Genomic DNA, 23,809 nt, shown 5'->3' with positions numbered 1-23,809 from the left:
GCGGGCGTGATCAAAAGTCCAAACGGGAATCATAGCAAGATAAAATGCCGGCCATGACGCGAAATACCCGTAACAACTCCAACGGCCGTTTCCCGGGCGCCTTTGCCCCGGAAGACGACGACGACCTGCCCAAGAGCAAGTCGCAGCGCAAGCGCGACATGACCGAGCTGCAGGACCTGGGCGCCGAACTCGAAGCGCTGGCCAAAGACCGCCTGGCGCGGGTGCCGATGCCAGAGTCGCTGGCGGACGCCATCCATGCGGCCCGCAAGATCACCAGCCACGAAGGCAAGCGCCGCCAGATGCAGTTTGTCGGCAAGGTCATGCGCAGCCTGGACGACGACGAAGTGGCCGCCATCCGCGCCGCGCTGGAAGGCTTCAAGGGCACCAGCAAGGCCGAGACCGCCAAGATGCACCTGATGGAACGCTGGCGCGAACTGTTGCTGGCCGACGACGCCAACCTGACCAGATTCCTGGGCGAACACCCGGGCGTGGACGTGCAGTCAGTCCGCAACATCATCCGCAACGCGCGCAAGGAAAAGGAACTGGGCAAGCCGCCGAAGTACTACCGCGAGCTGTTCCAGGCCATCAAGGCCGCACTGGAAGGTGGCGATGATGGCGAAGAAAGTGCCGCAACAGACACGCCAAAGGAACCCGACGCATGAATCCGCCGCTGACCGCCCCCGTTTCCCGTCACCACCCCGACGAACTGGTGGTCGGCTTCGTTTCCATTTCGGACCGGGCGTCGTCCGGCACGTACCAGGACGAGGGCATCCCGGCCCTGCGCGACTGGTTCGGCAAGACGCTGACCTCGCCGTGGCAGGCCGTGGAACGGCTGATTCCCGATGAGGCGCCGCTGATTTCGCGCACGCTGATCGAACTGGTCGACGTGGCCGGATGCGATCTGGTGCTGACCACCGGCGGCACGGGCCCGGCCCGGCGCGATGTGACGCCCGAGGCCACGCTGGCCGTGGGTACCAAGGAAATGCCGGGATTTGGCGAGCAGATGCGGCAAGTGAGTCTGCACTTCGTGCCAACGGCCATCCTGTCGCGCCAGGTGGCGGTGATCCGCGAAACGCCGAGCCGGGCGGCGCTGATCGTCAACCTGCCCGGCCAGCCCAAGGCCATTCGCGAGACGCTGGAAGGCCTGCGCGACGTGGAAGGCCGCGTGATCGTGCAAGGCGTGTTTGCGGCGATGCCCTATTGCATCGACCTGATTGGTGGCCCGTATGTGGAAACCAACGAAGCCATCGTGAAGGCGTTCCGGCCGAAGAGCGCGCTGCGCGCGAAGCCGAACCCGACGGTCTGACCGGCCGATGCCGATGACGCCCTGCCCCACCCGGCGCAGGGCGTTTTTTATTTCAGCCCCAGATACAGCCCGATCGGCACAAACACCACCGCGGCGATATTGCCGAGCAGCACGATCGACGCCACCTGGTCGGGTTCCTGCCGGAAGTGGTCGGCCACCAGGAAATTCAGCACTGCCGGCGGCAGCGACGCGAAGACGAACAGCAGCCCGCGCTGCAGGTCGGTCATCGGCACCCACCATGCCAGCAGCAGCGCCACGGCGATACCGGCCAGCGGGCAGACCACGGCGCCCAGCACGCCCATGCCCCAGTTGCGCAGGCTCACATCCTTCATCCGCACACCCAGTGCGAACAGCATCAGCGGCACCGTGGAATCCCCGAGCAGCTTGATCGATTCGTAGACCGGCCCGGGCAGCACAAATACCGGCTTGGCCAGCGACAGCGCCACGCCGGCCACGGTGGCGAGCACCATCGGATTGCGCGCGATCTGCGCCATCGACGCCTGCCGGTTCACGATCTTCATGCCGATCGTGAAATGCATCAGGTTCGATGCCGCAAACAGCGCCACGGCCGGCGCCAGGCCCACCTGCCCGAAGGCAAAGACCGACAGCGGCAGCCCCATGTTGCCGCAGTTGTTGAACATCATCGGGGGCACGAACGTGCGCGGATTGGCGCCGCTCATGCGCGCCACCACCCAGGCCAGGACGCCCGAGCCGATGACCACGGCCACGGCGCACGCCAGCAGCACCAGGTGATCGGCCAGCACGAAATCCTTGCTGATGAATGCCGAGACCACCAGCAACGGCGCGATCACTTCGAGCATCGCCTTGTTGATGCCCGCCATGTCCGGATGGGCACGCCGCCCGTATATCCACCCGATCAGGATGATCAGGATGACCGGCGTGATGATCGAGACGATGCGCGTGAACATGGCAGGGGCGAGGCTGGACGGACTCGGGCGGCGTGGCCGGTCCGTCGTGGAGCCCGCCCGCCGGGTTCTTGTTGTTGAGAGGGCGTTACGCGGCGGGGGCGGCGGGGGCAGCAGGGGCGGCGGGGGCTGCCGGTGCCGGCAACGTGGCGGCCGCTTCGGCCGGCGTCTTGATGAAGTGCTGGCGGTAGTAGCGCAGCTCTTCCACCGATTCCAGGATGTCGGCCAGCGCCGTGTGCAGCTGACGTTTCTGGAAACCCTTGTGGATGGCGGGCTCCCAGCGTTTGCACAGTTCCTTGAGCGTCGAGACGTCGAGATTGCGATAGTGGAAGAACGCTTCGAGCTTGGGCATGTAGCGCGCCATGAAGCGGCGGTCCTGGCAGATCGAATTGCCGCACATCGGCGACTTGCTGGCCGGCACCCAGCGTTTCAGGAAGGCCAGCAGCTCGGCCTCGGCCTGGGCTTCGGTCAGTGTCGATGCCTTGACCTTGTCGATCAGGCCCGAGCGGCCGTGCGTGCCCTTGTTCCAGTTGTCCATGCCGTCGAGCACGGCATCCGACTGGTGGATCACCAGCACCGGCCCTTCGGCCAGGATGTTCAGTTCGGAATCGGTGACCACCACCGCCACCTCGATGATGCGGTCGGTATCCGGCTGCAGGCCGGTCATTTCCATGTCCAGCCAGACAAGGTTGTTTTCACTTTTGACGGAGGATGCGGCGGGACTTGTCATCTGGCGGTACGGCTCGATATGGGCTTGGAAAAGGAATTGCCCCGGATCGGCGGGTGGCCGGGGGCGGACAAATTATAATTCTCGCATATCTGCCCCGGATGGCATGCCGCGCACTTCGGCTTTCCCGTTGCTGCGCCGCGCCATCGTCTACAAGGCTTGCCGATGTTCACGCTGATCTTTCTTGCCGCCCTGGTCATCATGGTGCTGACCAAACTCTGGCTCGCCTCGCGCCAGATCCGCCATGTGGCGCGCCATCGCGGCGCCGTGCCCGCGCGGTTTGCCGACACCATCGCCCTGTCCGCCCACCAGAAGGCGGCGGACTACACGATTGCCCGCACCCGGCTGTCGATGCTCGAAGTGCTGACCGGCGCCGCCGTGCTGATCGGCTTCACGATGCTGGGCGGCCTGCACGCGCTGAACCAGTTCTGGCTCCATACCTTCCCGGACAACGCCTACTTCTACGGCGTGGCGCTGATCGCCAGCGTGGCCATCATCGGCGGGCTGTTCGACCTGCCCTTCTCGCTGTACGGCCAGTTCGTGATCGAGCAGCGATTCGGCTTCAACAAGATGACATTCAGACTGTGGCTGGCCGATCTGGCCAAGATGGCCGCCGTGGCCAGCGTGCTGGGCCTGCCGCTGCTGCTGGCCGTGCTGTGGCTGATGGATCGCGCCGGCCCCTACTGGTGGCTTTACACCTGGCTGCTGTGGGTAGGCTTCAGCCTGTTGCTGCAGGTCATCGTGCCCACGTACATCGCCCCGCTGTTCAACAAGTTCGAGCCACTGGCCGACGAAGGCCTGCGCGAGCGCATCGAGGCGCTGCTGCGCAAGTGCGGATTCGCCAGCAAGGGCCTGTTCGTGATGGACGGCAGCCGGCGCAGCGCGCATGGCAACGCCTATTTCACCGGCTTCGGCGCGGCCAAGCGCATCGTGTTCTTCGACACGCTGCTGGAGCGCCTGGATGGCGAGGAGGTGGAAGCGGTGCTGGCCCACGAGCTGGGCCACTTCAAGCGCCGCCACGTGGCCAAGATGATCGCGGTCACGTTTGCGCTGTCGCTGGTCTTCCTGGCGATCCTGGGCTGGCTGGCCACCCGCGAGTGGTTCTTCACGGGCCTGGGTGTGCTGCCGAACTTCGGCGCCAGCAACAATGCGCTGGCACTGGTGCTGTTCTTCCTGGCGCTGCCGGTGTTCACGTTCATCCTCGGGCCGCTGGCCAGCCAGTCGTCGCGCCGGCATGAATTCGAGGCCGACGAGTTCGCCGCGCACCAGACCAATGCCGGGCACCTGGTGTCCGCACTGGTGAAGCTGTACAAGGACAACGCGTCCACGCTGACGCCGGACCCGATCTATAGCGCGTTCTACTACTCGCATCCGCCCGCGGCCCAGCGGATCGACCGCCTGCTGTCGCACGCATGACCCGCAGCGCACGCCATCACAACGCCGGCAGGGGCACCGGCAAGGGCAACGGGGCCGCTACGGAATCCGCGCTGATCGTCGCCGCGCATGGCCGCCACTACGTGGTGGAGCGCACCGATGGTTCCCATCTGCATGCCTTCCCGCGCGGCAAGAAAAGCGACGCGGCGGTGGGCGACCACGTGCGCATCGAACTGGCCGCGGTGGACCAGGGGGTGATCACCGGCATCGATCCGCGCAAGAACCTGCTGTACCGGTCAGACCAGTTCAAGTCGAAGCTGCTGGCGGCCAATATCGACCAGGTCATCATCGTGCTGGCCACCGAGCCGAGCTTTTCGGAGGATCTGCTGGGCCGCGCGCTGGTGTCGGCCGAGGCGCTGGAGATCCGCCCGCTGGTGATCCTGAACAAGACTGACCTGACCGGGCGGCTCGACGACGCGCGGCGCCGCCTGAAGCTGTATCAGGATCTGGGCTACGACACGCTGGAGCTGTCCGTCCACGGCCGCCCCGACGAGGCGCTGGCCGCGCTGCAGCCGCGTACGGCGGGGGTGTCCAGCATCCTGATCGGGCAGTCGGGCATGGGCAAGTCGTCGCTGCTGAACCTGCTGATTCCAGGCGTGGAAGCCCAGACGCGCGAGATTTCGTCGAAGCTCGACTCCGGCAAGCACACCACCACGTTCACGCGGCTCTATCACCTGCCGGCCGAATGGGCCGTGGTCGATGGCCGGCCCGGCTATCTGATCGATTCCCCGGGCTTCCAGGAATTCGGCCTGCACCACCTGAGCGAAGGCATGCTGGAGCGCGCCTTCCCGGAATTCCGGCCGCAGCTGACCGAATGCCGGTTCTACAACTGCCACCACATCAACGAGCCCGGCTGCGGCGTGCTGGGCGCCATCGACAACGGCACGATTTCGCCGCGCCGCCACCAGCTCTATACGCAGCTGCTGCACGAATCGCGTCAGCAGAAGCCGTGGTAAGCCCCGGCTGGCAATCGGCACCGGCCGTGGTAAGGTAAAAGCACCCTGCCTGCCACGGCTTCATCATGAAACTGCTGCTGAGGACGCCTTCGCTGGTCCATGCCGCGCATTGCCAGAACGTGCTGGATGCCGCCGGCATCCGCGCGGAAGTCCGCAACACCTGGCTTGCGGGCGCGGCGGGCGATATCCCGCTCAATGAAAGCGCCCCGCAGGTCTGGATTCTTGACGACGCGGCCGAGGCCGACGCCTGGGCCGCGCTCAATGCGGCGGCCAATCCCGCGCCGGGGCCACGCTGGCAATGCCACCGCTGCGGCGAATGGCACGAGGCGCAATTCGCCGCATGCTGGCACTGCGGCGCGCACCGGGAATAAAAAAAGCGCCACGACCGTGGCGCTTTTTCCTTGTCCGTCTGGCGTCAGCCCACCCAGAGGGCCAGCGAGATCATCGCCAGCAGCAACATCCACAGGATCACGGCACGCCAGACCAGGCCCACCGCCGACTGCAGCGTACGGACGCCGGGGTCCGCGCCAAACTCGGGCGGCACCGGCTCGGCCTCGCTCATGCCGGGCGCGTAGTCCACGCCAGCCAGGCTGGTGCGCAGCATGACGCTCGAATCCTCTTCGGCCAGCGGCTGGCCCAGCCGCACGCCGAGCGCCCCGCCGCCACTGGCCAGCAGGATGCCGTTGACCGCGTCGTTCCACTTGGGCGCGTGGTTGCGCCACGCGTAGACCGCGTCCTCGAAATTGCCGACGATCGCAAACCCGATCGACGTCAGCCGCGACGGCACCCAGTCCAGCACGTAGAACGCGCGCGCGGCGAATCGCCCCAGCGCCGGGCTGCGTTCGTTCGATGGCGTGTTCCACTGGCGATTCAGGAATTCGGCCGTGCGATACAGCACCACGCCGCCGGGGCCGATCGGCACCAGGAACCAGAAGAACACCCCGAACACATGGCGGTGCACGGCCACGATGGCCGCTTCCAGCGTGTGGCGGACAATCTCGCTGACGGGCATTTCCAGCGTGTCGAGCCCGGTCCATTCATGCAGCAGCGTGCGGGCGGTATGCAGGTCGTCCCGGTTCAGCGCCTCGTGAATGTCGGTGAAGTAATGGCTGAACTGGCGGAAACCCAGCGTCAGGTACAGCAGCAGGACGTTCCAGACCAGGGTCAGGGCCACGCTGATCGATGCCAGCAGGTAATGGACGAACACCACGGCCAGCGTGAGCGGCAGCACAACGGTGAGCCACGCCAGCGCGGCGTCGCGCGGGCGACCGGTGTCGAAGGCGTGCTCGGCACGGTCACCCAGCACACGCACGATGTCGTAGATGGGATTGTTCCGGCCGAGCGCCCGGAATTGTTCGGCAATCAGCGCCAGGAGAATGGATACGAAGGTCATCGCGTGACGATTAATCGGCGCACGGCGTGTGCCGCGGCGGTCGCATGCCGGATAGGCCAGACGATAGCATAGCGGCAAGTGTTCCAAGTACCTGTAAGCACTGGTTACGGGTAAACAACTGACGGCCGCGCAACGGGCGGCCGTGCAATGCAAACGCCCGCCAGGGCGGCGGGCGTTTGCAGTTACCTTCACCGGTCACGCCGGCAGGTCGAATACCAGCACTTCGGCGTCGGCGCCCTTTTCCAGGCTTACGGCATCCTCGCCGGCCAGCTTGGCGGCGTCGCCTGTTTCCAGCGGCTGGCCATTGACCGTCACCCGGCCCCGCGCCACATGCACGTAGGCCTGGCGCCCCGGCTGCAGCGCCAGCGTGGCCGCTTCGTCACCGTCGATCAGGCCGGCAAACAGTCGCACGTCCTGATGGATCACCACCGAGCCGTCGGCGCCGTCCGGGCTGCCCACCAGGCGCAGGCGGCCCCGCTTTTCGGTGGCGTCGAAGGTCTTTTCCTCGTAGCCCGGCTCGATGCCCTGCTGGTTCGGCATGATCCAGATCTGCAGGAAGTGCGTCGTGGCATCTGCCGCATGGTTGTACTCGGAGTGGCGTACGCCGGTGCCCGCGCTCATGCGCTGCACGTCGCCCGGACGGATGACGCTGCCGTTGCCCATGCTGTCCTTGTGGGCAAGTTCACCTTCCAGCACATAACTGATGATTTCCATGTCGCGATGGCCATGGGTGCCAAAGCCCATGCCGGGCGCGACACGGTCCTCGTTGATCACACGCAGCGGGCCAAACTGGATATGGCGCGGGTCGTAATAGTCGGCAAACGAGAACGTATGGTACGACTTGAGCCAGCCATGGTCTGCATAACCGCGATCTTCAGACTTACGGATTTCAATCATTTTGATGGCCCTCCTTGTGGCCTGGAATCGAACCCGTCAGCTCTTGGCTGCGGGCCCGGCGGCGTTTCGATGCTAGGCAGTTTAGGGGAGCGGGAGTATATTGGCGGGCACCGCGTTAGAAGCACTTGTTCAGAAATTCTGAATATGCCCCTGTCACTCGAATCCCTTGAAGTCCTTGACGCCATCGAGCGCAAAGGCAGTTTTGCGGCCGCCGCTCACGAAATGGGCAAGGTGCCCTCCGCGCTGACCTATGTGGTGCGCAAGCTCGAGGAAGACCTCGACGTACTGCTGTTCGACCGCCGCCGGCACCGGGCCGAACTGACGCCGGCGGGCCGCGCGCTGCTGGACGAAGGCCGCCACCTGCTGCATGCGGCCGACGACCTGGCACGGCGCGTCAAGCGCCTGGCCACCGGCTGGGAGGCCAGCCTGAATATCGCCGTGGACGATCTGGTCAATTTCCGGGCCCTGCTGCCCGTCATCCAGGACTTCTACGCCGAGAACACGGCCACCCGGCTGCGCTTTGCCAAGGAAGTGCTGGGCGGCACCTGGGATGCGCTGGTCAGCAACCGGGCCGACCTGATCATCGGCGGCGCGTACGAGATTCCGAGCACCCAGGGCTTCCAGGTGCGGCCGCTGGGCACGATTCCGTTTGTCTTCGCCGTGGCCGCGCATCATCCGCTGGCCACCGAGGAAGGCCCGCTCACGACGATCCAGATTGCCAAGCACCGCATTGTGGCCGTGGGCGATACGTCGCGCAACCTGCCCGCGCGCACCCATGGCGTGCTGGCCGGCCAGGACGTGCTGGTGGTGCCCACCATGCGCGACAAGCTCGAAGCGCAGATCCGCGGCCTGGGCTGCGGCTGGCTGCCCGCGCCGATGGCGCAGCCGCATATCGAAAGCGGCGTGCTGCAGGTGCGCGAAACCGTGGAAGTGCGCGCCCCCGGCAACTTCAAGGTGGCATGGCGCACCAACACCCGCGGCAAGGCGCTGCAATGGTGGTCCAGCAAGCTCGACGATCCCCGCCTGGCGCAGGCGTTGATGCAGCAGGCGCCGCAGCAACCGGAGTCGTTCGAGTAAGTCCGTCGCACCATGCCGCAACGTTACCGGGGGCGCTTCGCCCCCTCTCCCACCGGCCCGCTGCATCTCGGTTCGCTGGTGACCGCGCTGGCCAGCTGGCTCGACGCGCGCGCCCATGGCGGCGACTGGCTCGTGCGGATCGAGGACATCGACTACCCGCGCTGCGTGAAGGATGCCGACACCGGCATCCTGCGCACACTTGACGCGCTGGGTCTGCGGCCCGACGAGCCGCCGGTCTGGCAAAGCCGCCGCGAGTCGCGCTATGCCGAGGCACTGCGGCAACTGGACGCCGCCGGCAGCCTCTATCCATGCGGCTGCTCCCGCAAGGAAATCGCCGATTCGCTCATCCACGTGCGCGAACGGCACCAGACGCTCGGTTATCCGGGCACCTGCCGCAATGGCCTGCATGGCAAGCTGCCGCGCGCCTGGCGCGTGCGCGTGCCAGACGGCCCGGCGGCCACGATCTGCTTTGACGATCGCTGGCAGCGGCGCCAGTGCCAGAACCTGGAAACGGAGCTTGGCGATTTCGTGCTGCGCCGGGCCGACGGGCTTTGGGCGTATCAGCTGGCCGTCGTGGTCGACGATGCCGAACAGGGCATCACCCACATCGTGCGCGGCGCCGACCTGCTCGACTCCACGCCGCGCCAGATCCATCTGCAGCACCTGCTGGGCCTGCCCACGCCGTCGTACCTGCACGTGCCCGTGGTGGTCAACGCGATGGGCGAAAAACTGAGCAAGCAAAGCGGCGCGCAGGCGCTGGACACGGCCGCACCGCTGGATGCGCTGCGGCAAGCCGGCGCGCACCTGGGCATCGTGAACGGAGAAGCATCGGTCACAGCCTGGCTGGCGGCGGCCACGGAGCAGTGGGCGGAACAGTGGCTGGATCGGTGAGGCAGCAAGCCGCCCATCGAACCCGACCCGACCTTCATCGCCCGAAATGAAAATGGCCCGCACAACGCGGGCCATTTTGCTTGTAAAGCCTTTGCGATCTTACGACTTGCGCGGCGCACCGCCCAGCAACGCCGCCACCGGGCGCTTGGGCGCCTGACGGCCACGCGTAAGCGCGGCGGCCAGCTGATCCTCGGCCTTCGGCGCCGGCGTGTAGTTGCCCGACGGCTCGTACGGACGCGAGAAGAACGGATCGTCCGACGGACGGAACGCCGGCCGGCCATTGGGTTCGGTACGACGGCGGCGCGGGGCCGATTCGTCGCGCTCGCCGCTGCCACCGGCCGCACCGGCTGCGCCACCCGTGGCACCGGCACCGCCGTTGTCGCGCGCACGGCGCACGTCCGAGCGTTGGCGGCGGCGGTCCGATTCTTCCTGGCGCGCACGCTCGCCGGTCGGGTCGAAGCCTTCGAGCGTGCCGCGCGGCACGCTGCGCTTGATCAGCTTCTCGATATCGGCCAGCAGGCGGTCATCGTTGCCCGGCACGTGGATCGACAGCGCATCGCCGCTGGCGCCGGCACGACCGGTACGGCCGATCCGGTGGACGTAATCCTCGGCGCTGAACGGCAGGTCGAAGTTGATCACGCACGGCATGGCCGGGATGTCCAGGCCGCGCGCGGCCACATCGGTGGCCACCAGCGCATCGATCGTGCCGCTCTTGAAGCCGTCGAGCGTCTGCATGCGCTCGGTCTGCGTCTTGTCGCCATGGATGGCGGCGGCGTTGATGCCTTCGCGTTCCAGATGGCGTGCCAGCCGCGAGCAGCCGATCTTGCTGTTCACGAACACGATGCACTGCTTCGACTGCTGCCCGGCGGCACGCTGCTTGAGCAGGTGCACCACGGCGGCCTGCTTGTGGCCGTCCGGCACGGAATAGACCACCTGGCGCACGTTCTCGTTGGTCGAGTTGCTGCGCGCCACTTCGATCGTCACCGGCTGCTTCAGGTAGCTCGACGCCAGCTTCTTGATCTCGGGCGAGAACGTGGCCGAGAACAGCAGCGTCTGGCGTTGCGCCGGCAGCAGGTTGATGATGCGCTGCAGATCGGGCAGGAAGCCCATGTCGAGCATGCGGTCGGCCTCGTCCAGCACCAGCATCTGCACCTGCGACAGGTTCACCGATTTCTGCTGCACGTGATCGAGCAGGCGGCCCGGCGTGGCCACGAGGATTTCCACGCCACGGCGCAGCGCGTCGGTCTGCGGATTCATGTCCACGCCACCGAACACCACGGTGCTGCGCAGGTCGGTGTGCTGCGCGTAGCGCGCCACGTTGTCGTAGACCTGGTCGGCCAGTTCGCGCGTGGGCGTCAGCATCAGCGCACGCACCGGGTGGCGCGCCGGCGACGCGCTGGCGTTGGCCATCGGCAGCAGGCGCTGGATGATCGGCAGGGCAAAGCCGGCGGTCTTGCCGGTGCCGGTCTGTGCGGCGCCCATGACGTCCTTGCCCAGCAGCACCACCGGAATGGCCTGTGCCTGGATCGGCGTGGGCTTGGTGTAGCCCTGGTCGGACAAGGCACGCAGGATGCGTGCGTCCAGCCCGAAGCTTTCGAACGTCTGCTCTGCGGCTGGGGTCTGGTCTGGGGTGTTGGTCATCGTCATCAATGAGGTGTCTGTGCAGGGCGCGGAGCCGAGGCAACGGACACGCGTCTGGTACGGTTCAACGGGCGGCGCGCGGCGGAAAACGCGCGAAAAGATGAATTGCCCGGAAAATCAAAGACTTGGATTCTACCACCAGAGTCCGGGGGCGCACACGGGGACGGAAGGGCAGTCTCGGTGTCTGACATGTCAATGAAATGTCAACAACGCGTCACAAAAGCTGGCGAGGATATCGCCCGGCCATGTCCATACAGGGACACCCGAAGCCTTCCGCCATGACGACCCGCCTCCCCTCGCTGCCCGCCACACCCCCCTCCGACGCCACCCGCCGCAGTTTCCTGCGCACCTCCAGTCACTTTTTTGGCCTGGGCGCCGGGCTGACCGTCGACACGGTCGGCCAGGGCCGGGGCATCCGCCCCGAATCGGAAGCCATCGCCCACGGCGACGGCTGGCACTGGGCCGAGCGCTGGAAACTGCGCGCCGTCTGACCCGCATCAAGCGAGCCGGTCTAAAAACCGCTTCAGACAGCCCTTAGTCGCTCTTGATGTTGTTGTCCTTGATGACCTTGCCCCACTTGGCATAGTCGTTCTGCATGCGCGCGGCAAGCTGGTCCGACGGCAGGTACGACGCCACGGTGCCGGCGCCCAGCATCTTCTGCTGCACGGTCGGATCGGCCAGCGCGCCCTTGAGCGCGTCGGACAGTTTGGCCACCACGTCCCTGGGCGTGCCGGCCGGCACCAGCAGGCCACCCCACGACGACGCGTCGAAGCCCGGGAAGCCCTGCTCGGCCACGGTCTTTACTTCCGGGGCAAACGTGACGCGCTTGCTCGACCCCACCGCGATCGGGCGCAGCTTGCCGGCCTTGATATGCGGCAGCGCGGCGATCATGTCCGAGAACATCATCGGCACCTGGCCGGCCAGCAGGTCCGAAATCGCCGGTGCGCTCCCCTTGTACGGCACGTGCTGCACGTCGAAGTGGCCCAGGTTCTTCAGCAGTTCGGTCGACAGATGGCCAAAGCTGCCGTTGCCGGCGCTGGTGTAGTTCATCTTGCCGGGGGCAGCCTTGGCCTTGGCGATGTACGACTGCAGGTCGGTCACATCGGGCAGCGACTGCGGGTTCACGACCATCACGATCGGGAGTTCGTAGGCGTTACCCACCGGCGTGAAGTCCTTGAAGATGTCGTAGCTCTTGCGCGGCAGCAGGTGCGGCGCCAGCAGCGTGGGCGTGGCCAGCATCACCAGCGTGTAGCCATCGGGCGCCGCCTTGGCCACCGTTTCGGTGCCGATGGTGCCCGAGGCACCGGGACGGTTGTCGATGACGATGGTCTGCTTCAGCGTCTCGCCCATCTTCTGGCCGATGATGCGCGCGGCGGTGTCGGTCGGGCCGCCCGCCGGGAACGGCACCACCAGGCGAATCGGCTTGTCCGGGTAGTGCTGCTGCGCCAGCGCGGACGCCGATGCAAACGGCAGCACGGCTGCCAGGGCCAGCGCGGACAGCGCCAGACGACGGGATTGACGACGGTGTTGCACAGTGCTTCCTCCAATATCGGCCCGGTACAGCGGGCCGCTTTCTCGTAATCGTTTTAGTAATTTCTTGAATCGCGCTCAGAGCCGCATTGGCCCCGGCCGGAACAGCCGCGCGTCCATCGTGCGCAGGTCGTCCGCCACCGCCACGGGGGTGGCGCACTGGTCGAGCACATCGCGCTGCAGATCGACCCCCGGCGCGATTTCCACCAGCGTCAGGCGCGCATCGCCGTTGGCATCGGCGCGCATCTCGAACACCGCGCGCTCGGTCACGTACAGCACGGGAATGCCCAGCGACGCCACGTACGGGCCATTGAAGCTCAGGTGCGAGACCTCGGGCACGATCTTCCTGACGCGCCCTTCCTTGACGATCCGCAGCGCGCCGTCCTCCGCGCGGATCTCCAGCCCGCCGGCCGTCAGCGTGCCCATGAAGACCACCGCGCGGGCGCTCTGGGTGATGTTGATGAAGCCGCCCACGCCGGCGATCAGCGCGCCCTCCCCTTCGCCGAACTTGCTCACGTTCACGTTGCCGTGGCCGTCGAGTTCGGCAAGGCCGAGGATGGCCAGGTCGATGCCGCCGCCCTCGTAGAAATCGAATTGCGCCGGCTGGTCGACCACGGCCTCGGGATAGGCCGACGCGCCAAAGCTCAGGCCATCGGCCGGCGTGCCGCCGATGGGGCCGGCCTCGACAGTCAGCGTGAAGCCGTCGAGCCCGGCCTGGTGTGCCAGCGCGCCCACGGCGGCCGGCATGCCCACGCCCAGGTTCACCACGCGGGGCCGGCGCGCGGCCAGTTCCATCACGGCGCGGCGCTGCACGATGGTGCGCGCGTCCAGCGCGGCCGATGCGGCCGGCAGCGATTGCGCTTCCTTCGCCTTCTCGGCGGCATCGGCACGCTCGCCGCGCCACGGGCGCACGTAGGCATCGTTGTACGTCTCGGCAAACGTCATCTGGTGATGCGCGGGCTGCTCGCTGACCACCACGTAATCCACCAGGATGCCGGGCACGTGAATGGCCTGCAGCGTCTCGTGATAATCGACGATCGATTCGACCTGCGCGATCGCGATGCCGCCAGAGTTGTGGGCCGCCTGCGCCATGGCCAGCAGTTCGTGGTGGAACGCCTCCCGATGGGTGCTCAGGTTGCCGCGCGGGTCCGACGCCGTGCAGCGGATCAGCGCGCAATCGATGCGGAAGCTTGGATAGAACAGGTATTCGTCGCCCCGGAACTCCACCGCCTCGACCCAGTTCGCGGTGCCCGCCGCAATGGCGTCGCGGGCGCGCTGGTTGACGGCGCCACCGTGGTAGCGCGGGTCGTGCGCCGTGCGGGGGTCCACGAACGTGTGCAGGCCGATCTTTGTCAGCACACCGGGCTTGCCCCCGGCGATGGCCCGATACAGGTGCGTAAGCACGCCCTGCGGCAGGTTGAAGCCTTCGCAATCCTCGTTCATGGCCAGCGTGGCCAGGCGCGTGGCCGAACGCCAGTGCCCGCCGACGATGGCGCGCGTCATGCCGGCATTGCCGAAGTGATTCACCCCGCGCGCGCCACGGTCGCCCTGCCCTGCGGAATAGACCAGCGTCAGGTCGCGCGGCAGCCCATCGCGCAGAAAGCGTTGCTCCAGCGCCTCGGTCACGCCCTCGGCATGGCCGGCGCCCACAAACCCCGCACTGGCCACGGTCCAGCCGGTCTGGACGAGTTCTGCCGCCTGCGCGGTGGTGATCACCTTCATTGCCGTCTCCTGAGTCTTGTTCTGTCGTGGTTTCTACGGATCCACGTTTTGCGAACAAATGTTCGCGGAACATCTATCATACGGATCGGACGGCCGGACGCAAGTCGGGTCTGACCCGCAGACCCCCCTTATTTCGGTCCCTTCGACCCCTTCGACCCGTTCCATCCCGACATGCCGCGCAGCAACGCCCAGACCACCGAAGATGCCCTCGACACCCCCAGGAAGGAGGAACTGCTCGACTCCCTGACCAAGGGCCTGGCATTGCTGCGCCTGTTCGCCAGCGGCAGCGAGCGCCTGACCATGCAGGATGTGGCGGATCAACTGGACGTGACGCGTGCCGCCGCCCGCCGCCTGCTGCTCACGCTGGCGCACAACGGCTACGTGGCCCAGCAGGGCCGCCAGTTCGTGCTGACGCCCCGGGTCATGGACCTCGGCTATGCCTACTTTGCGTCGATGAACCTGCCGCAGCTGGCGCGTCCCTATCTGCAGGCGCTGTGCGCCGAAGCCGGCGAAAGCTGCTCGGTCGGCATGCTGGATCACGAGTCGGTGGTGCTGGTGGCGCGCGAGGAGCCCAGCCAGTTGCTGCGCGTGGACATGGCGATTGGCCGCCGCATGCCGGCCTACGCGCACTCGCTGGGGCGCGTGCTGCTGGCCGGGCTCGACGACGAGGCCCTGACCGCCTATCTGGACCGCGCCGACCTGCGCAAGCTGACGCCGTTCACGATCAGTTCCCGCTCTGCGCTCGCGCGCAAGCTGGCGGAAGTGCGCGCCAATGGCTATTGCGCGCTGGTCAGCGAACTGGTCGATGGATTTGCCGGCATCTCGGTGCCGCTGACCGACCAGGCCGGCAAGGTGGTGGCCGGCCTGGGCCTGAGCATGGTGCTGGGCAGCCGCGACCAGGCCTATCTGGAACAGCACTACCTGGCGCCGCTGCGCCACGCGGCCGCGCAGATCGAGGCCATCCTGAAGGCGCGGTAACTGCCCGTCGGCCCCACAAGGAAAAAGCCCCGCTGGCCGGGGAGGTCGCGGGGCAGAAGTGGTAGCGGGGCAAGGATCCTGTCGCCCCGCCGCGTATCGTGATGCAAGGCGACTAGCGCCACATCACCCGTTTGTGGGGGATTTGGTGGGGTATCGCACAATCGGCGCACGATTCCATGCGCTTGATCGGTCAATGCATCACATTTGGCATTCAGGCGTGCGGCAGTGCCCGGAAGGCCGGAAACGTCTCGACCGCCGTGGTGAACGCGGCCAGCGCCGGATGCGCCGCCGGATCGACCCTGCCCGGGAGCAAGGCCTGCGTGAACGTCCACACCACGGCCGCCGTCAGGCCGGCCTGATCGAGGTCCTGCTCCGCCACCGGCAGCCGCACCGATTTCATCTCGTCTTCGAGCAGCGCGAACGCGCTGGCGCACTGGCCATCCACGCGCTCCACCCACGGCTGATGCACTTTGTCGGTGGGACGCAGGTTGTGCTCGTACACGTGCTGCACCGCCTTCTCGCACGCTGCCAGCGACAGGCCGACGATGCGCAGTGCGCGCTGGCGCGCCGCCAGGTCTACCGGCATCAGGCTGCGGCCGGCCAGCGCCTCGGCGTAGTCGATGATCAGCGTCGAATCCATCAGGACCACGCCGTTGTCGCACACCAGGCTGGGGGCCTTGACCACCGGATTGATCGCGCGAAACTGCTCGAAGGTGCGAAACACTGACACCTGCTCCAGCGCATAGGGCAACCCCAGCAGCCGCAGCGTGATCGCGGCGCGGCGCACGTAGGGGGAATCGAGCATGCCGATCAGTCTCATGGGGGCTCCAGTTTCAATACGGACAAGGGAAAAGCGGGAGCCATACGATAGCGCAACCGGTGCTGCGCCGGCGTAGTGTGACCGAATGACCATTTCAATCATTTTTCTGATCGAACTGGTCAAAATCGATCGTTTGACCTACACTTCGCCCCACGTTTGATCGATTCGATCAAACGCCTGCGCAAAACACACAGTTGCCGCACCGCACGCGGCAGGAGACGACGATGCAGATTCATATCAAGCGCGCCATCGAGCGCGTGCCGGGCGGCATGATGATCGTGCCATTGCTGATCGGTTCGCTGGTTGCAACGTTTGCCCCCGAGGGTCCGAAGTTCTTCGGGTCGTTCACCAACGCCCTGTTCACCGGCGCGCTGCCCATCCTGGCCGTGTTCTACGTCTGCATGGGCGCCAGCATCAGCGTCAAGGCCACCCCCTACATCGTGAAGAAGGGCGGCGTGCTGTTTGCCACCAAGGTGGGCACGGCCATGCTGCTGGGCGTGATCCTGGGCCACTTCCTGGGCGAGGCGCCAATCAGCGCCGGCATGTTCGCCGGCCTGTCCACGCTGGCCGTGGTGGCGGCGATGAATGACACCAACGGCGGCCTGTACATGGCCCTGATGGGCCAGTACGGCAAGCCCGAGGACGTGGGCGCCTACTCGATCATGTCGCTGGAATCGGGCCCGTTCCTGACCATGGTCACGCTGGGCGTGGCGGGCCTGTCGGCCTTCCCGTGGCCGACGCTGGTCGGCAGCATCCTGCCGCTGATGCTGGGCATGATCCTGGGCAATCTGGACCGCGAGATGCGCGAATTCCTGAGCAAGGCCGTGCCGGTGATGATTCCGTTCTTCGCGCTGGCGCTGGGCGCTGGCCTGGACCTGCACAAGGTATGGCAGGCCGGCATGCTGGGCCTGGGCCTGGGGGTTGCCGTGGTCGTGGTGACGGGCTTCGCGCTCTATATCGCCGACCGCCTGAGCGGCGGCACCGGCGTGGCGGGCGTGGCGGCCGCCAGCACCGCTGGCAACGCGGCAGCCGTGCCAACCCTGGTGGCGGCCGCCAACCCGGCCTACAGCGAGGCCGCCAAGCACGCCACGATCCTGGTGGCCGCCTGCGTGGTGGTGACTGCGGTGCTGACCCCGCTGCTGACCGCCTTCGTGGCGCGTCGCGTGGCACGGCGCACGAACGCCGCCATGGCCAGGACCGCCGCATGAGCTGGCTCATCATCGCCGACGACCTGTCCGGCGCGGCAGACTGCGCCATCGGCTTTGCCGTGCATGGCGCGCGCACGGTCGTGACGCTGGATGCGGCGGCCGCCGTGGAAGTCGGCGGTGCCGATGTGGTCGCCGCCGACGTCGATAGCCGCCGCCTCGCGCCGGCCGACGCCGCCGCGCGCAATCTCGAGGCCTGGCGCTGCGGCACTGCCGCCCACCGCCGGCTCTACAAGAAGATCGATTCGACCCTGCGCGGCAACTGGGCGGCCGAAACGGCCGCGCTGCAGCCGGTGGCCGGCCTGGCCGTCGTCGCCCCCGCCTTTCCAGCCATGGGCCGCGCCACGCGCGACGGCCGGATGTTCGTCAACGGCCAGCCGCTTGAAAACACCGACATCTGGCGCCTGGAAGGGCTGACCGGCCCCGCCGACATGGTGGCGCTGCTCGAAGCCCAGGGCCTGCGCACCGCGCGCATTTCGCTGTACACGCTGCGCGCCGGCCTGGCCGCCGTGCAGTCTCAACTGGCAGGCTGGCAGACCGAGGGCTATCAGGCCGTGGTCTGCGATGCGGAAATCGAAGCCGATCTGCTCACGCTGGCGCAGGCATCGATCGACCTGGCCACGCCGGTGTTCTGGGTGGGCTCGGGCGGCCTGGCGCGCGCGCTGTCGGCGGCGGCACCGGTGCGGGGCGTGGACGCCCCGACCCCGGCACCGGGCCACGAAGGCCCGGTGCTGACGCTGGTGGGCAGCATGTCCGGCGTGTCGGGCAGGCAGGCCACCTATCTTTGCGAACAGGCCGGCATCGACGCGCTGGTGGTGCCGCCGCAGGCGCTGCGCGACGGCGCGAACCACGCGGCATGGATCGCGTCGCAACAGTCGGTTGCCGACTGCCTGATGGCGGGCCGCGACCTGCTGGTCAGCATCGGCCGCGACGACGCATTCGACCCGGCCGAAGGGCCGCAGCTGTCCGCCGCACTGGCCCAGCTGGTATTACCCTACTTTGCGCACGTCGGCGGGCTGATCGCCACCGGCGGCGAAACGGCACGTGCGATGCTGGCAGCCGCCGGCATCGGCGCCCTCACGCTGAAGCGCGAGGTGGAAGCCGGCGTGCCGCTATCCGAAACCCTCTCGGGCCCCACGCGCCGCATCGCCACCAAGGCGGGCGCGTTCGGCACCGACGCCGCGCTCTGGCTTGCCTGGCAAGCCATGCGCCAGGACTGATTTCCCCACCAAACGGGACAAGGACAAATGAGCGACTACATTCCGGTTATCGGCATCACGATGGGTGATGCCACGGGCATTGGCCCCGAAGTCATCGTCAAGAGCCTGGCGCACGAGAGCGTCTACGCCCAGTGCCGCCCGCTGGTCATCGGCGACGCGCGCCGGCTGGAGCAGGCCGGCCGCCTGGTCAACTCGACGCTCAAGGTGCGCGCCATCGCATCGCCCGACGAAGCCCGCTTCGAAATGGGCACGATCGACTGCATCGACCTGGGCCTGATCCCGGAAGACCTGCCGTTCGGCAAGCTGTCGGCCGTGGCTGGCGACGCCGCGTTCCGCTATATCGAGCGCGCCGTGCAACTGACGCAGCAGGAAAAGATCGACGCGATCTGCACCGCGCCGCTGAACAAGGAGGCACTGCACGCCGGCGGCCACAAGTTCCCGGGCCATACCGAGATGCTGGCGCACCTGACCGGCACGCCCGAGGTGTCGATGATGCTGGTGGCGCCGAAGCTGCGCGTGATCCACGTGACCACCCACATCGGCCTGATGGACGCCATCCGCAAGATCGAGCCAGGCCTGGTGCAGCGCACGATCGAGCGCGGCAACACCACGCTCAAGCGCGCCGGCATTGCCGCACCGCGCATTGGCGTGTGCGGCATCAACCCGCACGCCGGCGAGAACGGCCTGTTCGGCCAGGGCGAGGAAGAGCAGAAGATCATCCCGGCCGTGGAGGCCCTGCGCGCGCAGGGCGTGGATGTGGAGGGCCCGCTGCCGGCCGATACGCTGTTCTATCGCGCCGGCCGGGGCGATTTCGACCTGGTGGTGGCGATGTACCACGACCAGGGCCATGGTCCCGTGAAGGTGCTGGGCCTGGAAGCCGGCGTGAACATCACCGTCGGCCTGCCGGTCATCCGCACGTCGGTTGACCACGGCACCGCGTTCGACATCGCCGGCAAGGGCATCGCCGACGAGCGCAGCCTGCTCGAAGCGCTGCGCCAGGGCGCGGAACTGGCCACGCGGCGCGCGTGATCCCCGCCGTTTGACCGCGCCTGCACTGCTGTAAGATCGGGGATCGTTTTTCGATCCCCTTTTTCCTGTCTCGCTCATGAAAGCCGCCGACCGCCGCCGCGCCATCCTCGAACTCGTGCTTGCGGGGGAAGACGCCAACGTCGACCGCCTGACCGCGAGCCTTGGCGTGTCCGAGGCCACCGTGCGCCGCGACCTGACCGCGCTGGCGCGCGAAGGCCGCATCGTGCGCACCTACGGCGGCGCCGCCGCGCTGATGCAGGTGGGCGGCCACGAACCCGAGGCATCGCTGGAGGAACGCAAGGCCCTGCAGCGCGACCAGAAGGAAGCCATCGCCCGCCTGGCGGCAAGCTTCGTGCAGGACGGCGACGCGGTGCTGCTGGACAGCGGCACCACGGCCGCCGCGCTGGCCCGCCTGCTGGCCGCCCGCGAAGACCTGCACGTCTACACCACGAATCTGCTGGCCGTGACCGCGCTGGCGGGCCTGCCCAAGGTCCGCGTCACACTGATCGGCGGCGATGTGCGCCCGTCGAGCATGGGCACGTTCGGGCCGCTGGCGCAGGTGGCGCTGTCACGCATCAGCGTCGACAAGGCATTCCTGGGCGCCGACGGCGTGGTGGCCGGCGTGGGCCTGTGCGAAGCCAGCGCGGAACAGGCCTACCTGAAGGAATGCATCATCCGCCAGGCCGCCGACATCTTCGTGCTGGTCGATTCCACCAAGCTCGGCCGCGCCCGCCAGCAGCACTGGACCCCGCTGGAGCGCGCCTGGACACTGATCACCGACGCCGAGGCCACGCCGGCCCAGCTTGAGCCGTTTCACGCGCTGAAGCAGGTGAAGGTGGCGGTGGCCGAGTAGCCGCGATGTGATCGGCGGCGATGGCGGCGATGGCGGGTGTCGCGCCGGATCGGCATCCCGCACCCGCAGCAGGGCTAATACGCCCGGCGCGCGCGCGTGCTAACTTGCGGCCTGCCCGCACGTGTATCCCGACGCACGTCGGCAAGCAATATCCGTAAGACGCACGCAAGCACACGATGGAGGCCGTCATGCAAATCGCTTTCCTTGGACTCGGCACGATGGGGCTGCCGATGGCCGCAAACCTGCTCAAGGCCGGCCATTCGGTACGCGCCTGGAACCGCTCGCCCGGCCCCGTCGACAAGCTCGTCGCGCAGGGCGCGCAAGGCGCCACCACGGCTGCCGACGCCGCCCATGGCGCCCAGGTGCTGATCACGATGCTGGCCGACGACACCGCCACGCGCGACACCATCCTCGGCGGCGGTGCGCTCGACGCGCTGGCCCGTGGCGCCATCCATATCAACATGGGCACCGTCTCGGTAGCGCTGGCGCGCGAACTCGCCGCGCTGCACGCGGCGCGAGGCGTGGCCTATGTCGCGGCGCCGGTACTGGGCCGCGTCAACGTGGCCGAGGCCGGCCAGCTGAATATCCTTGCCGCCGGCGACCCCCAGGCGCTCGCCACCGTGCAGCCGCTGTTCGACATACTGGGCCAGAAAACCTGGATCTTTGGCGACAAGCCCGAGCAGGCCAACGCGGTCAAGCTGGGCGTGAATTTCATGATCGGCGCCGCGATTGGCGCCATGAGCGAAGGCGCGGCGCTGGCACAGGGTTACGAGGTCGATCCGGCCGCGTTCCTGGACCTGGTCACCGCCACGGTATTCGCCGCCCCGGTCTACAAGATCTACGGCGGCGCGATCGCCGAACAACGCTTCGAGCCCGCCGGCTTCAAGCTGGCGCTGGGCGGCAAGGACGTCCGGCTGGCCCTGGAAGCGGGCGAGCAGGCCAACGTGCCGATGACGCTGGCCAGCACGCTGCGCGACGCGCATATCGAGGCCATCGCCCATGGGGACGGACACAAGGATTGGGCGGCACTGGCACTGACAGCGCGGCGGCGGGCGGGACGGGGCTGAACGACGAAATTCGGCGCAGCGTCGGCATTTCATCAAAAAAAGGGGTTACGGCATCAACCGTAACCCCTTTTTGTTTCAATGGTGGGCCTCCCGTGAGTCGAACACGGCACCAACGGATTATGAGTTAGTTACTGCGAACTCATCGGAAAAAAATAACAATAAAATCAAAGGACTATAAGAAATCCGATTGCACACGGCTCTGCACATACGACTATAAAATCACGCCTGTGCAAAGTGGCTGCACATGAGCATATCAGACCGACCTACTGGCCGGAACAAAGTTGTGTGCATGTGCGCGACTGAAAGAAGAAAACCCAGCCATGCAAGCGGATGGAGAGTGATTTTCTGCAGCTTACAGCCAAGTCTGTAGGCGCCCGGTCGAGGCGCGGCCTGCAATGAGAACAGCCGTTGCCTTGGTCTTGAGTTATCTCCGGGTGCAGGCGTGGGAACTCAGGCTCGCCGCTGCCCCGTTTCTCAATACCGGCGCGTAGCGGTACCGGATGCTCGGTGCCCATCAAACCGCTCGTCGATGAACGGTATGGTTGCGGTGTTCCGGGGCGCCTTGAGTTAGGCTTGGTCTTAAGCGAACATGCGCAGTCAACCCTGGTCCGACGATGCAATTGCCGATGCCCACGCACGTCTCGTTTCGCTATCCCTTTGAAGGACATCCAGCCCCCATCCCGCGGGTTGGGCTGTTTGCCTTTCTCCCGGACGTTTATTTCAAGTTGTTCGGCGTGTCCCTGCAAGCTGCCTATGCTGAGAACGGCCTGGAGAATCAGTTCCGGCGTCTGAAGCGGATGGCCCAGGGCCAACCGAAGGAAAAGCTTGTTGCGAAGACACTCGAGGAAATACTGGACAAGCTTGGCTCCTCCGAGGGCGTACCCTCTTTCATTGACGACATGAAACTGGCCGTCGGGGGGTGCGCACATGCCAGGCAGCGCGTGGATTCCCTGACATTTGTCGAGGTCATGTTTATCGGTTTAGGCATTAAGCCGGACGCCTGGCAGCGACGACATTGCCACTTGGTCGTGCTGGAATGTGCGGGCCGGCGTGCCCAGCAACTGGTAGAGGCGGGCGACATGCCTGGCGCCGCCACCTTCATGACCGACCACCCCTTGCTGAGTACCCTGCTTTGGCCGGAGGCGCGCGAGGCGCTAAGCAATGCTCCGAACCTGCAAGCCCTATCTCCTCTGGCTGCCGCCATGGCTCTGGACGCGCACTTGGGGTTGCTTGCCGCCTGGGACCTCGATGACTCCCAGAATCGTGAGCTGGAGGCGCCTCAATTTGCCTGCCTTCTGCCCTCGCTGACCAACCCTGGACGCAACCCCACCAGCCTGCTATTCGACGAGCTAAAACGTCGCCTGGGGGTTTCGACGGTATCAGCAATGCTCGATAGCTGCAGTAGCTTGCCGGACGTGGAGATTGGAACGCTGTATAGATGGAGTGCGGGAATGCATTTCCCGGACCCCGAGACCTTGACGACACTGATGGCTGCGCACGGTCTGCTGGACCCGCGGGACATGCTGTACCGACACTTCACCGCCGCGAAGCTCGTCAACTTACTGGGCTACCTCGGTCAATCTCTATCAGCCATAACGCGCGAGAACGGAGAACCACCAGCACTTTGGCCGTGGCCCGCCTATCCCTTCGGCCACTCTGACTTTGAATCGTGGGCGGCCGCCCGCTATCCCTACTGGCTGGCCTTCCACCGCGAAAAAAGCGCTGTCGTAGCAGAGCTCGCCAAGGCAGCGCAAGACACGAGCGACCAGTAGCTCAACGCGTTACCTGCCCTTCGCCGGAGGGTTGTTACCGCGGCCGCCGCCAGACTTTTCGCCCGTGCGGCTCGGCCAGTTCGGATTGCCCTTCTCCGGTGAAGGTTTGCTACTTCCGCCACCCGGCAGGTTGTTGCCGCGGTGTTTGCCCGAAACTTCGCCAGTACGGCTCGGCCAGTTCGGATTGCTCTTCGCCGGCGGATGGCTACGACCGTCGCTCGGCCGGTTCTGGGCGCTCTTTGCTGGCGGATTATTGCCACGGCTGCCGCCACCCGGCGGGTTGTTGCCGCGGCCTCGACCCGAGGGGTTGCCCGTGCGACTCGGCAAGTTCGGATTGTTTTGGTCGACGTGGATGATGCGCATGA

Annotated in this window: 24 protein-coding genes; 15 read left to right on the top strand and 9 right to left on the bottom strand. The window is 66.6% G+C overall.

Annotated elements, in window-relative coordinates:
• Nucleotides 1–44 precede the first annotated feature (44 nt).
• The gene (gene yjgA / locus AC24R4_RS21600) at nucleotides 45–662 is read left to right on the top strand and encodes a ribosome biogenesis factor YjgA (protein ID WP_400391847.1); all 618 of its coding nucleotides are present in this window, start codon (nucleotides 45–47) and stop codon (nucleotides 660–662) included.
• Nucleotides 659–1,306 (top strand): molybdopterin adenylyltransferase, encoded by a 648-nt coding sequence (gene mog, locus AC24R4_RS21595; RefSeq protein WP_400391844.1) that lies wholly within the window; start codon nucleotides 659–661, stop codon nucleotides 1,304–1,306. The genes yjgA and mog overlap by 4 nt, the downstream gene beginning before the upstream one ends.
• Nucleotides 1,307–1,353: 47 nt before the next feature.
• Here mog and AC24R4_RS21590 read toward each other — a convergent pair whose 3' ends face one another.
• Both AC24R4_RS21590 and orn read right to left on the bottom strand, forming a co-directional pair.
• Complete coding sequence (locus AC24R4_RS21590; protein WP_400391841.1) at nucleotides 1,354–2,235, bottom strand: AEC family transporter; 882 nt, start codon at nucleotides 2,233–2,235, stop codon at nucleotides 1,354–1,356.
• A gap of 85 nt (nucleotides 2,236–2,320) precedes the next feature.
• Complete coding sequence (orn, locus tag AC24R4_RS21585; RefSeq protein ID WP_400391838.1) at nucleotides 2,321–2,962, bottom strand: oligoribonuclease; 642 nt, start codon at nucleotides 2,960–2,962, stop codon at nucleotides 2,321–2,323.
• 162 nt (nucleotides 2,963–3,124) lie between these two features.
• Here orn and AC24R4_RS21580 point away from each other — a divergent pair, with 162 nt between their 5' ends.
• From AC24R4_RS21580 to AC24R4_RS21570, 3 genes are all read left to right on the top strand, one after another.
• Entirely contained in the window at nucleotides 3,125–4,375 is a 1,251-nt protein-coding gene (locus tag AC24R4_RS21580; RefSeq protein WP_400391835.1) for a M48 family metallopeptidase, read from the top strand.
• Nucleotides 4,372–5,349, top strand: coding sequence for a ribosome small subunit-dependent GTPase A (gene rsgA, locus AC24R4_RS21575; protein ID WP_400391832.1), 978 nt, complete (start codon nucleotides 4,372–4,374; stop codon nucleotides 5,347–5,349). Before AC24R4_RS21580 ends, rsgA begins: the two co-directional genes overlap by 4 nt.
• Nucleotides 5,350–5,414: 65 nt before the next feature.
• Nucleotides 5,415–5,720, top strand: coding sequence for a putative signal transducing protein (locus tag AC24R4_RS21570; RefSeq protein ID WP_153945521.1), 306 nt, complete (start codon nucleotides 5,415–5,417; stop codon nucleotides 5,718–5,720).
• A gap of 44 nt (nucleotides 5,721–5,764) precedes the next feature.
• Here the strand turns inward: AC24R4_RS21570 and AC24R4_RS21565 are convergent, their stop codons facing one another.
• On the bottom strand, nucleotides 5,765–6,742 hold the full coding sequence (locus AC24R4_RS21565; protein WP_400391829.1) for a CobD/CbiB family protein: 978 nt from the start codon (nucleotides 6,740–6,742) through the stop codon (nucleotides 5,765–5,767).
• A gap of 195 nt (nucleotides 6,743–6,937) precedes the next feature.
• Nucleotides 6,938–7,639, bottom strand: a complete 702-nt coding sequence (locus AC24R4_RS21560) for a pirin family protein (RefSeq protein WP_153945522.1) — start codon at nucleotides 7,637–7,639, stop codon at nucleotides 6,938–6,940.
• A 144-nt stretch (nucleotides 7,640–7,783) separates the two neighbouring features.
• Here AC24R4_RS21560 and AC24R4_RS21555 point away from each other — a divergent pair, with 144 nt between their 5' ends.
• Nucleotides 7,784–8,716 carry a LysR family transcriptional regulator gene (locus AC24R4_RS21555; RefSeq protein WP_066731515.1) on the top strand — a complete coding sequence of 311 codons (933 nt, stop codon included), beginning with the start codon at nucleotides 7,784–7,786 and terminating at the stop codon, nucleotides 8,714–8,716.
• A gap of 12 nt (nucleotides 8,717–8,728) precedes the next feature.
• Nucleotides 8,729–9,607 carry a tRNA glutamyl-Q(34) synthetase GluQRS gene (gene gluQRS / locus AC24R4_RS21550; RefSeq protein ID WP_487523601.1) on the top strand — a complete coding sequence of 293 codons (879 nt, stop codon included), beginning with the start codon at nucleotides 8,729–8,731 and terminating at the stop codon, nucleotides 9,605–9,607.
• A gap of 99 nt (nucleotides 9,608–9,706) precedes the next feature.
• Here the strand turns inward: gluQRS and AC24R4_RS21545 are convergent, their stop codons facing one another.
• Nucleotides 9,707–11,254: a DEAD/DEAH box helicase gene (locus AC24R4_RS21545; protein ID WP_400396918.1), complete on the bottom strand. Its 1,548-nt coding sequence runs from the start codon at nucleotides 11,252–11,254 to the stop codon at nucleotides 9,707–9,709.
• Nucleotides 11,255–11,526: 272 nt separating this feature from the next.
• Between AC24R4_RS21545 and AC24R4_RS21540 the strand changes: the two genes are divergently transcribed.
• Complete coding sequence (locus AC24R4_RS21540; RefSeq protein WP_487523600.1) at nucleotides 11,527–11,739, top strand: hypothetical protein; 213 nt, start codon at nucleotides 11,527–11,529, stop codon at nucleotides 11,737–11,739.
• 43 nt (nucleotides 11,740–11,782) lie between these two features.
• Here the strand turns inward: AC24R4_RS21540 and AC24R4_RS21535 are convergent, their stop codons facing one another.
• Both AC24R4_RS21535 and AC24R4_RS21530 read right to left on the bottom strand, forming a co-directional pair.
• The gene (locus tag AC24R4_RS21535) at nucleotides 11,783–12,781 is read right to left on the bottom strand and encodes a Bug family tripartite tricarboxylate transporter substrate binding protein (RefSeq protein WP_400393912.1); all 999 of its coding nucleotides are present in this window, start codon (nucleotides 12,779–12,781) and stop codon (nucleotides 11,783–11,785) included.
• 75 nt (nucleotides 12,782–12,856) lie between these two features.
• Nucleotides 12,857–14,500, bottom strand: coding sequence for an acyl CoA:acetate/3-ketoacid CoA transferase (locus tag AC24R4_RS21530; RefSeq protein WP_400393911.1), 1,644 nt, complete (start codon nucleotides 14,498–14,500; stop codon nucleotides 12,857–12,859).
• 171 nt (nucleotides 14,501–14,671) lie between these two features.
• On the opposite strand from AC24R4_RS21530, the gene AC24R4_RS21525 reads away from it, so the two are divergent.
• Nucleotides 14,672–15,478: an IclR family transcriptional regulator domain-containing protein gene (locus AC24R4_RS21525; protein WP_400393909.1), complete on the top strand. Its 807-nt coding sequence runs from the start codon at nucleotides 14,672–14,674 to the stop codon at nucleotides 15,476–15,478.
• A gap of 211 nt (nucleotides 15,479–15,689) precedes the next feature.
• Here AC24R4_RS21525 and AC24R4_RS21520 read toward each other — a convergent pair whose 3' ends face one another.
• Nucleotides 15,690–16,298: a glutathione S-transferase family protein gene (locus tag AC24R4_RS21520; RefSeq protein WP_400393907.1), complete on the bottom strand. Its 609-nt coding sequence runs from the start codon at nucleotides 16,296–16,298 to the stop codon at nucleotides 15,690–15,692.
• Between the two features lie 224 nt (nucleotides 16,299–16,522).
• Here AC24R4_RS21520 and AC24R4_RS21515 point away from each other — a divergent pair, with 224 nt between their 5' ends.
• From AC24R4_RS21515 to AC24R4_RS21490, 6 genes are all read left to right on the top strand, one after another.
• A complete protein-coding gene (locus tag AC24R4_RS21515) occupies nucleotides 16,523–17,506 on the top strand; it encodes a 2-keto-3-deoxygluconate permease (protein WP_400393905.1) in 984 nt (327 codons plus the stop codon).
• Nucleotides 17,503–18,723 (top strand): four-carbon acid sugar kinase family protein, encoded by a 1,221-nt coding sequence (locus AC24R4_RS21510; RefSeq protein WP_400393903.1) that lies wholly within the window; start codon nucleotides 17,503–17,505, stop codon nucleotides 18,721–18,723. The genes AC24R4_RS21515 and AC24R4_RS21510 overlap by 4 nt, the downstream gene beginning before the upstream one ends.
• Nucleotides 18,724–18,750: 27 nt before the next feature.
• Entirely contained in the window at nucleotides 18,751–19,752 is a 1,002-nt protein-coding gene (pdxA, locus tag AC24R4_RS21505; RefSeq protein ID WP_400393902.1) for a 4-hydroxythreonine-4-phosphate dehydrogenase PdxA, read from the top strand.
• A gap of 76 nt (nucleotides 19,753–19,828) precedes the next feature.
• Entirely contained in the window at nucleotides 19,829–20,605 is a 777-nt protein-coding gene (locus AC24R4_RS21500) for a DeoR/GlpR family DNA-binding transcription regulator (RefSeq protein WP_400393901.1), read from the top strand.
• 188 nt (nucleotides 20,606–20,793) lie between these two features.
• Nucleotides 20,794–21,672, top strand: coding sequence for an NAD(P)-dependent oxidoreductase (locus AC24R4_RS21495; RefSeq protein WP_487523599.1), 879 nt, complete (start codon nucleotides 20,794–20,796; stop codon nucleotides 21,670–21,672).
• Nucleotides 21,673–22,298: 626 nt separating this feature from the next.
• Nucleotides 22,299–23,444, top strand: coding sequence for a hypothetical protein (locus AC24R4_RS21490; RefSeq protein WP_487523598.1), 1,146 nt, complete (start codon nucleotides 22,299–22,301; stop codon nucleotides 23,442–23,444).
• A gap of 9 nt (nucleotides 23,445–23,453) precedes the next feature.
• Here AC24R4_RS21490 and AC24R4_RS21485 read toward each other — a convergent pair whose 3' ends face one another.
• On the bottom strand, nucleotides 23,454–23,807 hold the full coding sequence (locus AC24R4_RS21485) for a hypothetical protein (protein WP_487523597.1): 354 nt from the start codon (nucleotides 23,805–23,807) through the stop codon (nucleotides 23,454–23,456).
• Nucleotides 23,808–23,809: the final 2 nt, after the last annotated feature.

The sequence above is a fragment of the Cupriavidus sp. CER-90 genome (genome assembly GCF_057652055.1).
Note: the sequence above shows the minus strand (reverse complement) of the source record. Positions and strands in the feature narration are given on the sequence as shown.

What these genes read in the sequence shown, in the direction of transcription:
- AC24R4_RS21525 (WP_400393909.1), top strand. Translation starts at nt 14,672, where the DNA reads ATGCCGCGCAGCAACGCCCAGACCACCGAAGATGCCCTCGACACCCCC.
- gluQRS (WP_487523601.1), top strand. Translation starts at nt 8,729, where the DNA reads ATGCCGCAACGTTACCGGGGGCGCTTCGCCCCCTCTCCCACCGGCCCG.
- AC24R4_RS21580 (WP_400391835.1), top strand. Translation starts at nt 3,125, where the DNA reads ATGTTCACGCTGATCTTTCTTGCCGCCCTGGTCATCATGGTGCTGACC.
- AC24R4_RS21515 (WP_400393905.1), top strand. Translation starts at nt 16,523, where the DNA reads ATGCAGATTCATATCAAGCGCGCCATCGAGCGCGTGCCGGGCGGCATG.
- orn (WP_400391838.1), bottom strand. Translation starts at nt 2,962, where the DNA reads ATGACAAGTCCCGCCGCATCCTCCGTCAAAAGTGAAAACAACCTTGTC.
- AC24R4_RS21555 (WP_066731515.1), top strand. Translation starts at nt 7,784, where the DNA reads ATGCCCCTGTCACTCGAATCCCTTGAAGTCCTTGACGCCATCGAGCGC.
- pdxA (WP_400393902.1), top strand. Translation starts at nt 18,751, where the DNA reads ATGAGCGACTACATTCCGGTTATCGGCATCACGATGGGTGATGCCACG.
- AC24R4_RS21495 (WP_487523599.1), top strand. Translation starts at nt 20,794, where the DNA reads ATGCAAATCGCTTTCCTTGGACTCGGCACGATGGGGCTGCCGATGGCC.
- AC24R4_RS21530 (WP_400393911.1), bottom strand. Translation starts at nt 14,500, where the DNA reads ATGAAGGTGATCACCACCGCGCAGGCGGCAGAACTCGTCCAGACCGGC.
- rsgA (WP_400391832.1), top strand. Translation starts at nt 4,372, where the DNA reads ATGACCCGCAGCGCACGCCATCACAACGCCGGCAGGGGCACCGGCAAG.
- AC24R4_RS21545 (WP_400396918.1), bottom strand. Translation starts at nt 11,254, where the DNA reads ATGACGATGACCAACACCCCAGACCAGACCCCAGCCGCAGAGCAGACG.
- AC24R4_RS21490 (WP_487523598.1), top strand. Translation starts at nt 22,299, where the DNA reads ATGCCCACGCACGTCTCGTTTCGCTATCCCTTTGAAGGACATCCAGCC.
- mog (WP_400391844.1), top strand. Translation starts at nt 659, where the DNA reads ATGAATCCGCCGCTGACCGCCCCCGTTTCCCGTCACCACCCCGACGAA.
- AC24R4_RS21485 (WP_487523597.1), bottom strand. Translation starts at nt 23,807, where the DNA reads ATGCGCATCATCCACGTCGACCAAAACAATCCGAACTTGCCGAGTCGC.
- AC24R4_RS21590 (WP_400391841.1), bottom strand. Translation starts at nt 2,235, where the DNA reads ATGTTCACGCGCATCGTCTCGATCATCACGCCGGTCATCCTGATCATC.
- AC24R4_RS21510 (WP_400393903.1), top strand. Translation starts at nt 17,503, where the DNA reads ATGAGCTGGCTCATCATCGCCGACGACCTGTCCGGCGCGGCAGACTGC.
- yjgA (WP_400391847.1), top strand. Translation starts at nt 45, where the DNA reads ATGCCGGCCATGACGCGAAATACCCGTAACAACTCCAACGGCCGTTTC.
- AC24R4_RS21520 (WP_400393907.1), bottom strand. Translation starts at nt 16,298, where the DNA reads ATGAGACTGATCGGCATGCTCGATTCCCCCTACGTGCGCCGCGCCGCG.
- AC24R4_RS21560 (WP_153945522.1), bottom strand. Translation starts at nt 7,639, where the DNA reads ATGATTGAAATCCGTAAGTCTGAAGATCGCGGTTATGCAGACCATGGC.
- AC24R4_RS21570 (WP_153945521.1), top strand. Translation starts at nt 5,415, where the DNA reads ATGAAACTGCTGCTGAGGACGCCTTCGCTGGTCCATGCCGCGCATTGC.
- AC24R4_RS21500 (WP_400393901.1), top strand. Translation starts at nt 19,829, where the DNA reads ATGAAAGCCGCCGACCGCCGCCGCGCCATCCTCGAACTCGTGCTTGCG.
- AC24R4_RS21565 (WP_400391829.1), bottom strand. Translation starts at nt 6,742, where the DNA reads ATGACCTTCGTATCCATTCTCCTGGCGCTGATTGCCGAACAATTCCGG.
- AC24R4_RS21540 (WP_487523600.1), top strand. Translation starts at nt 11,527, where the DNA reads ATGACGACCCGCCTCCCCTCGCTGCCCGCCACACCCCCCTCCGACGCC.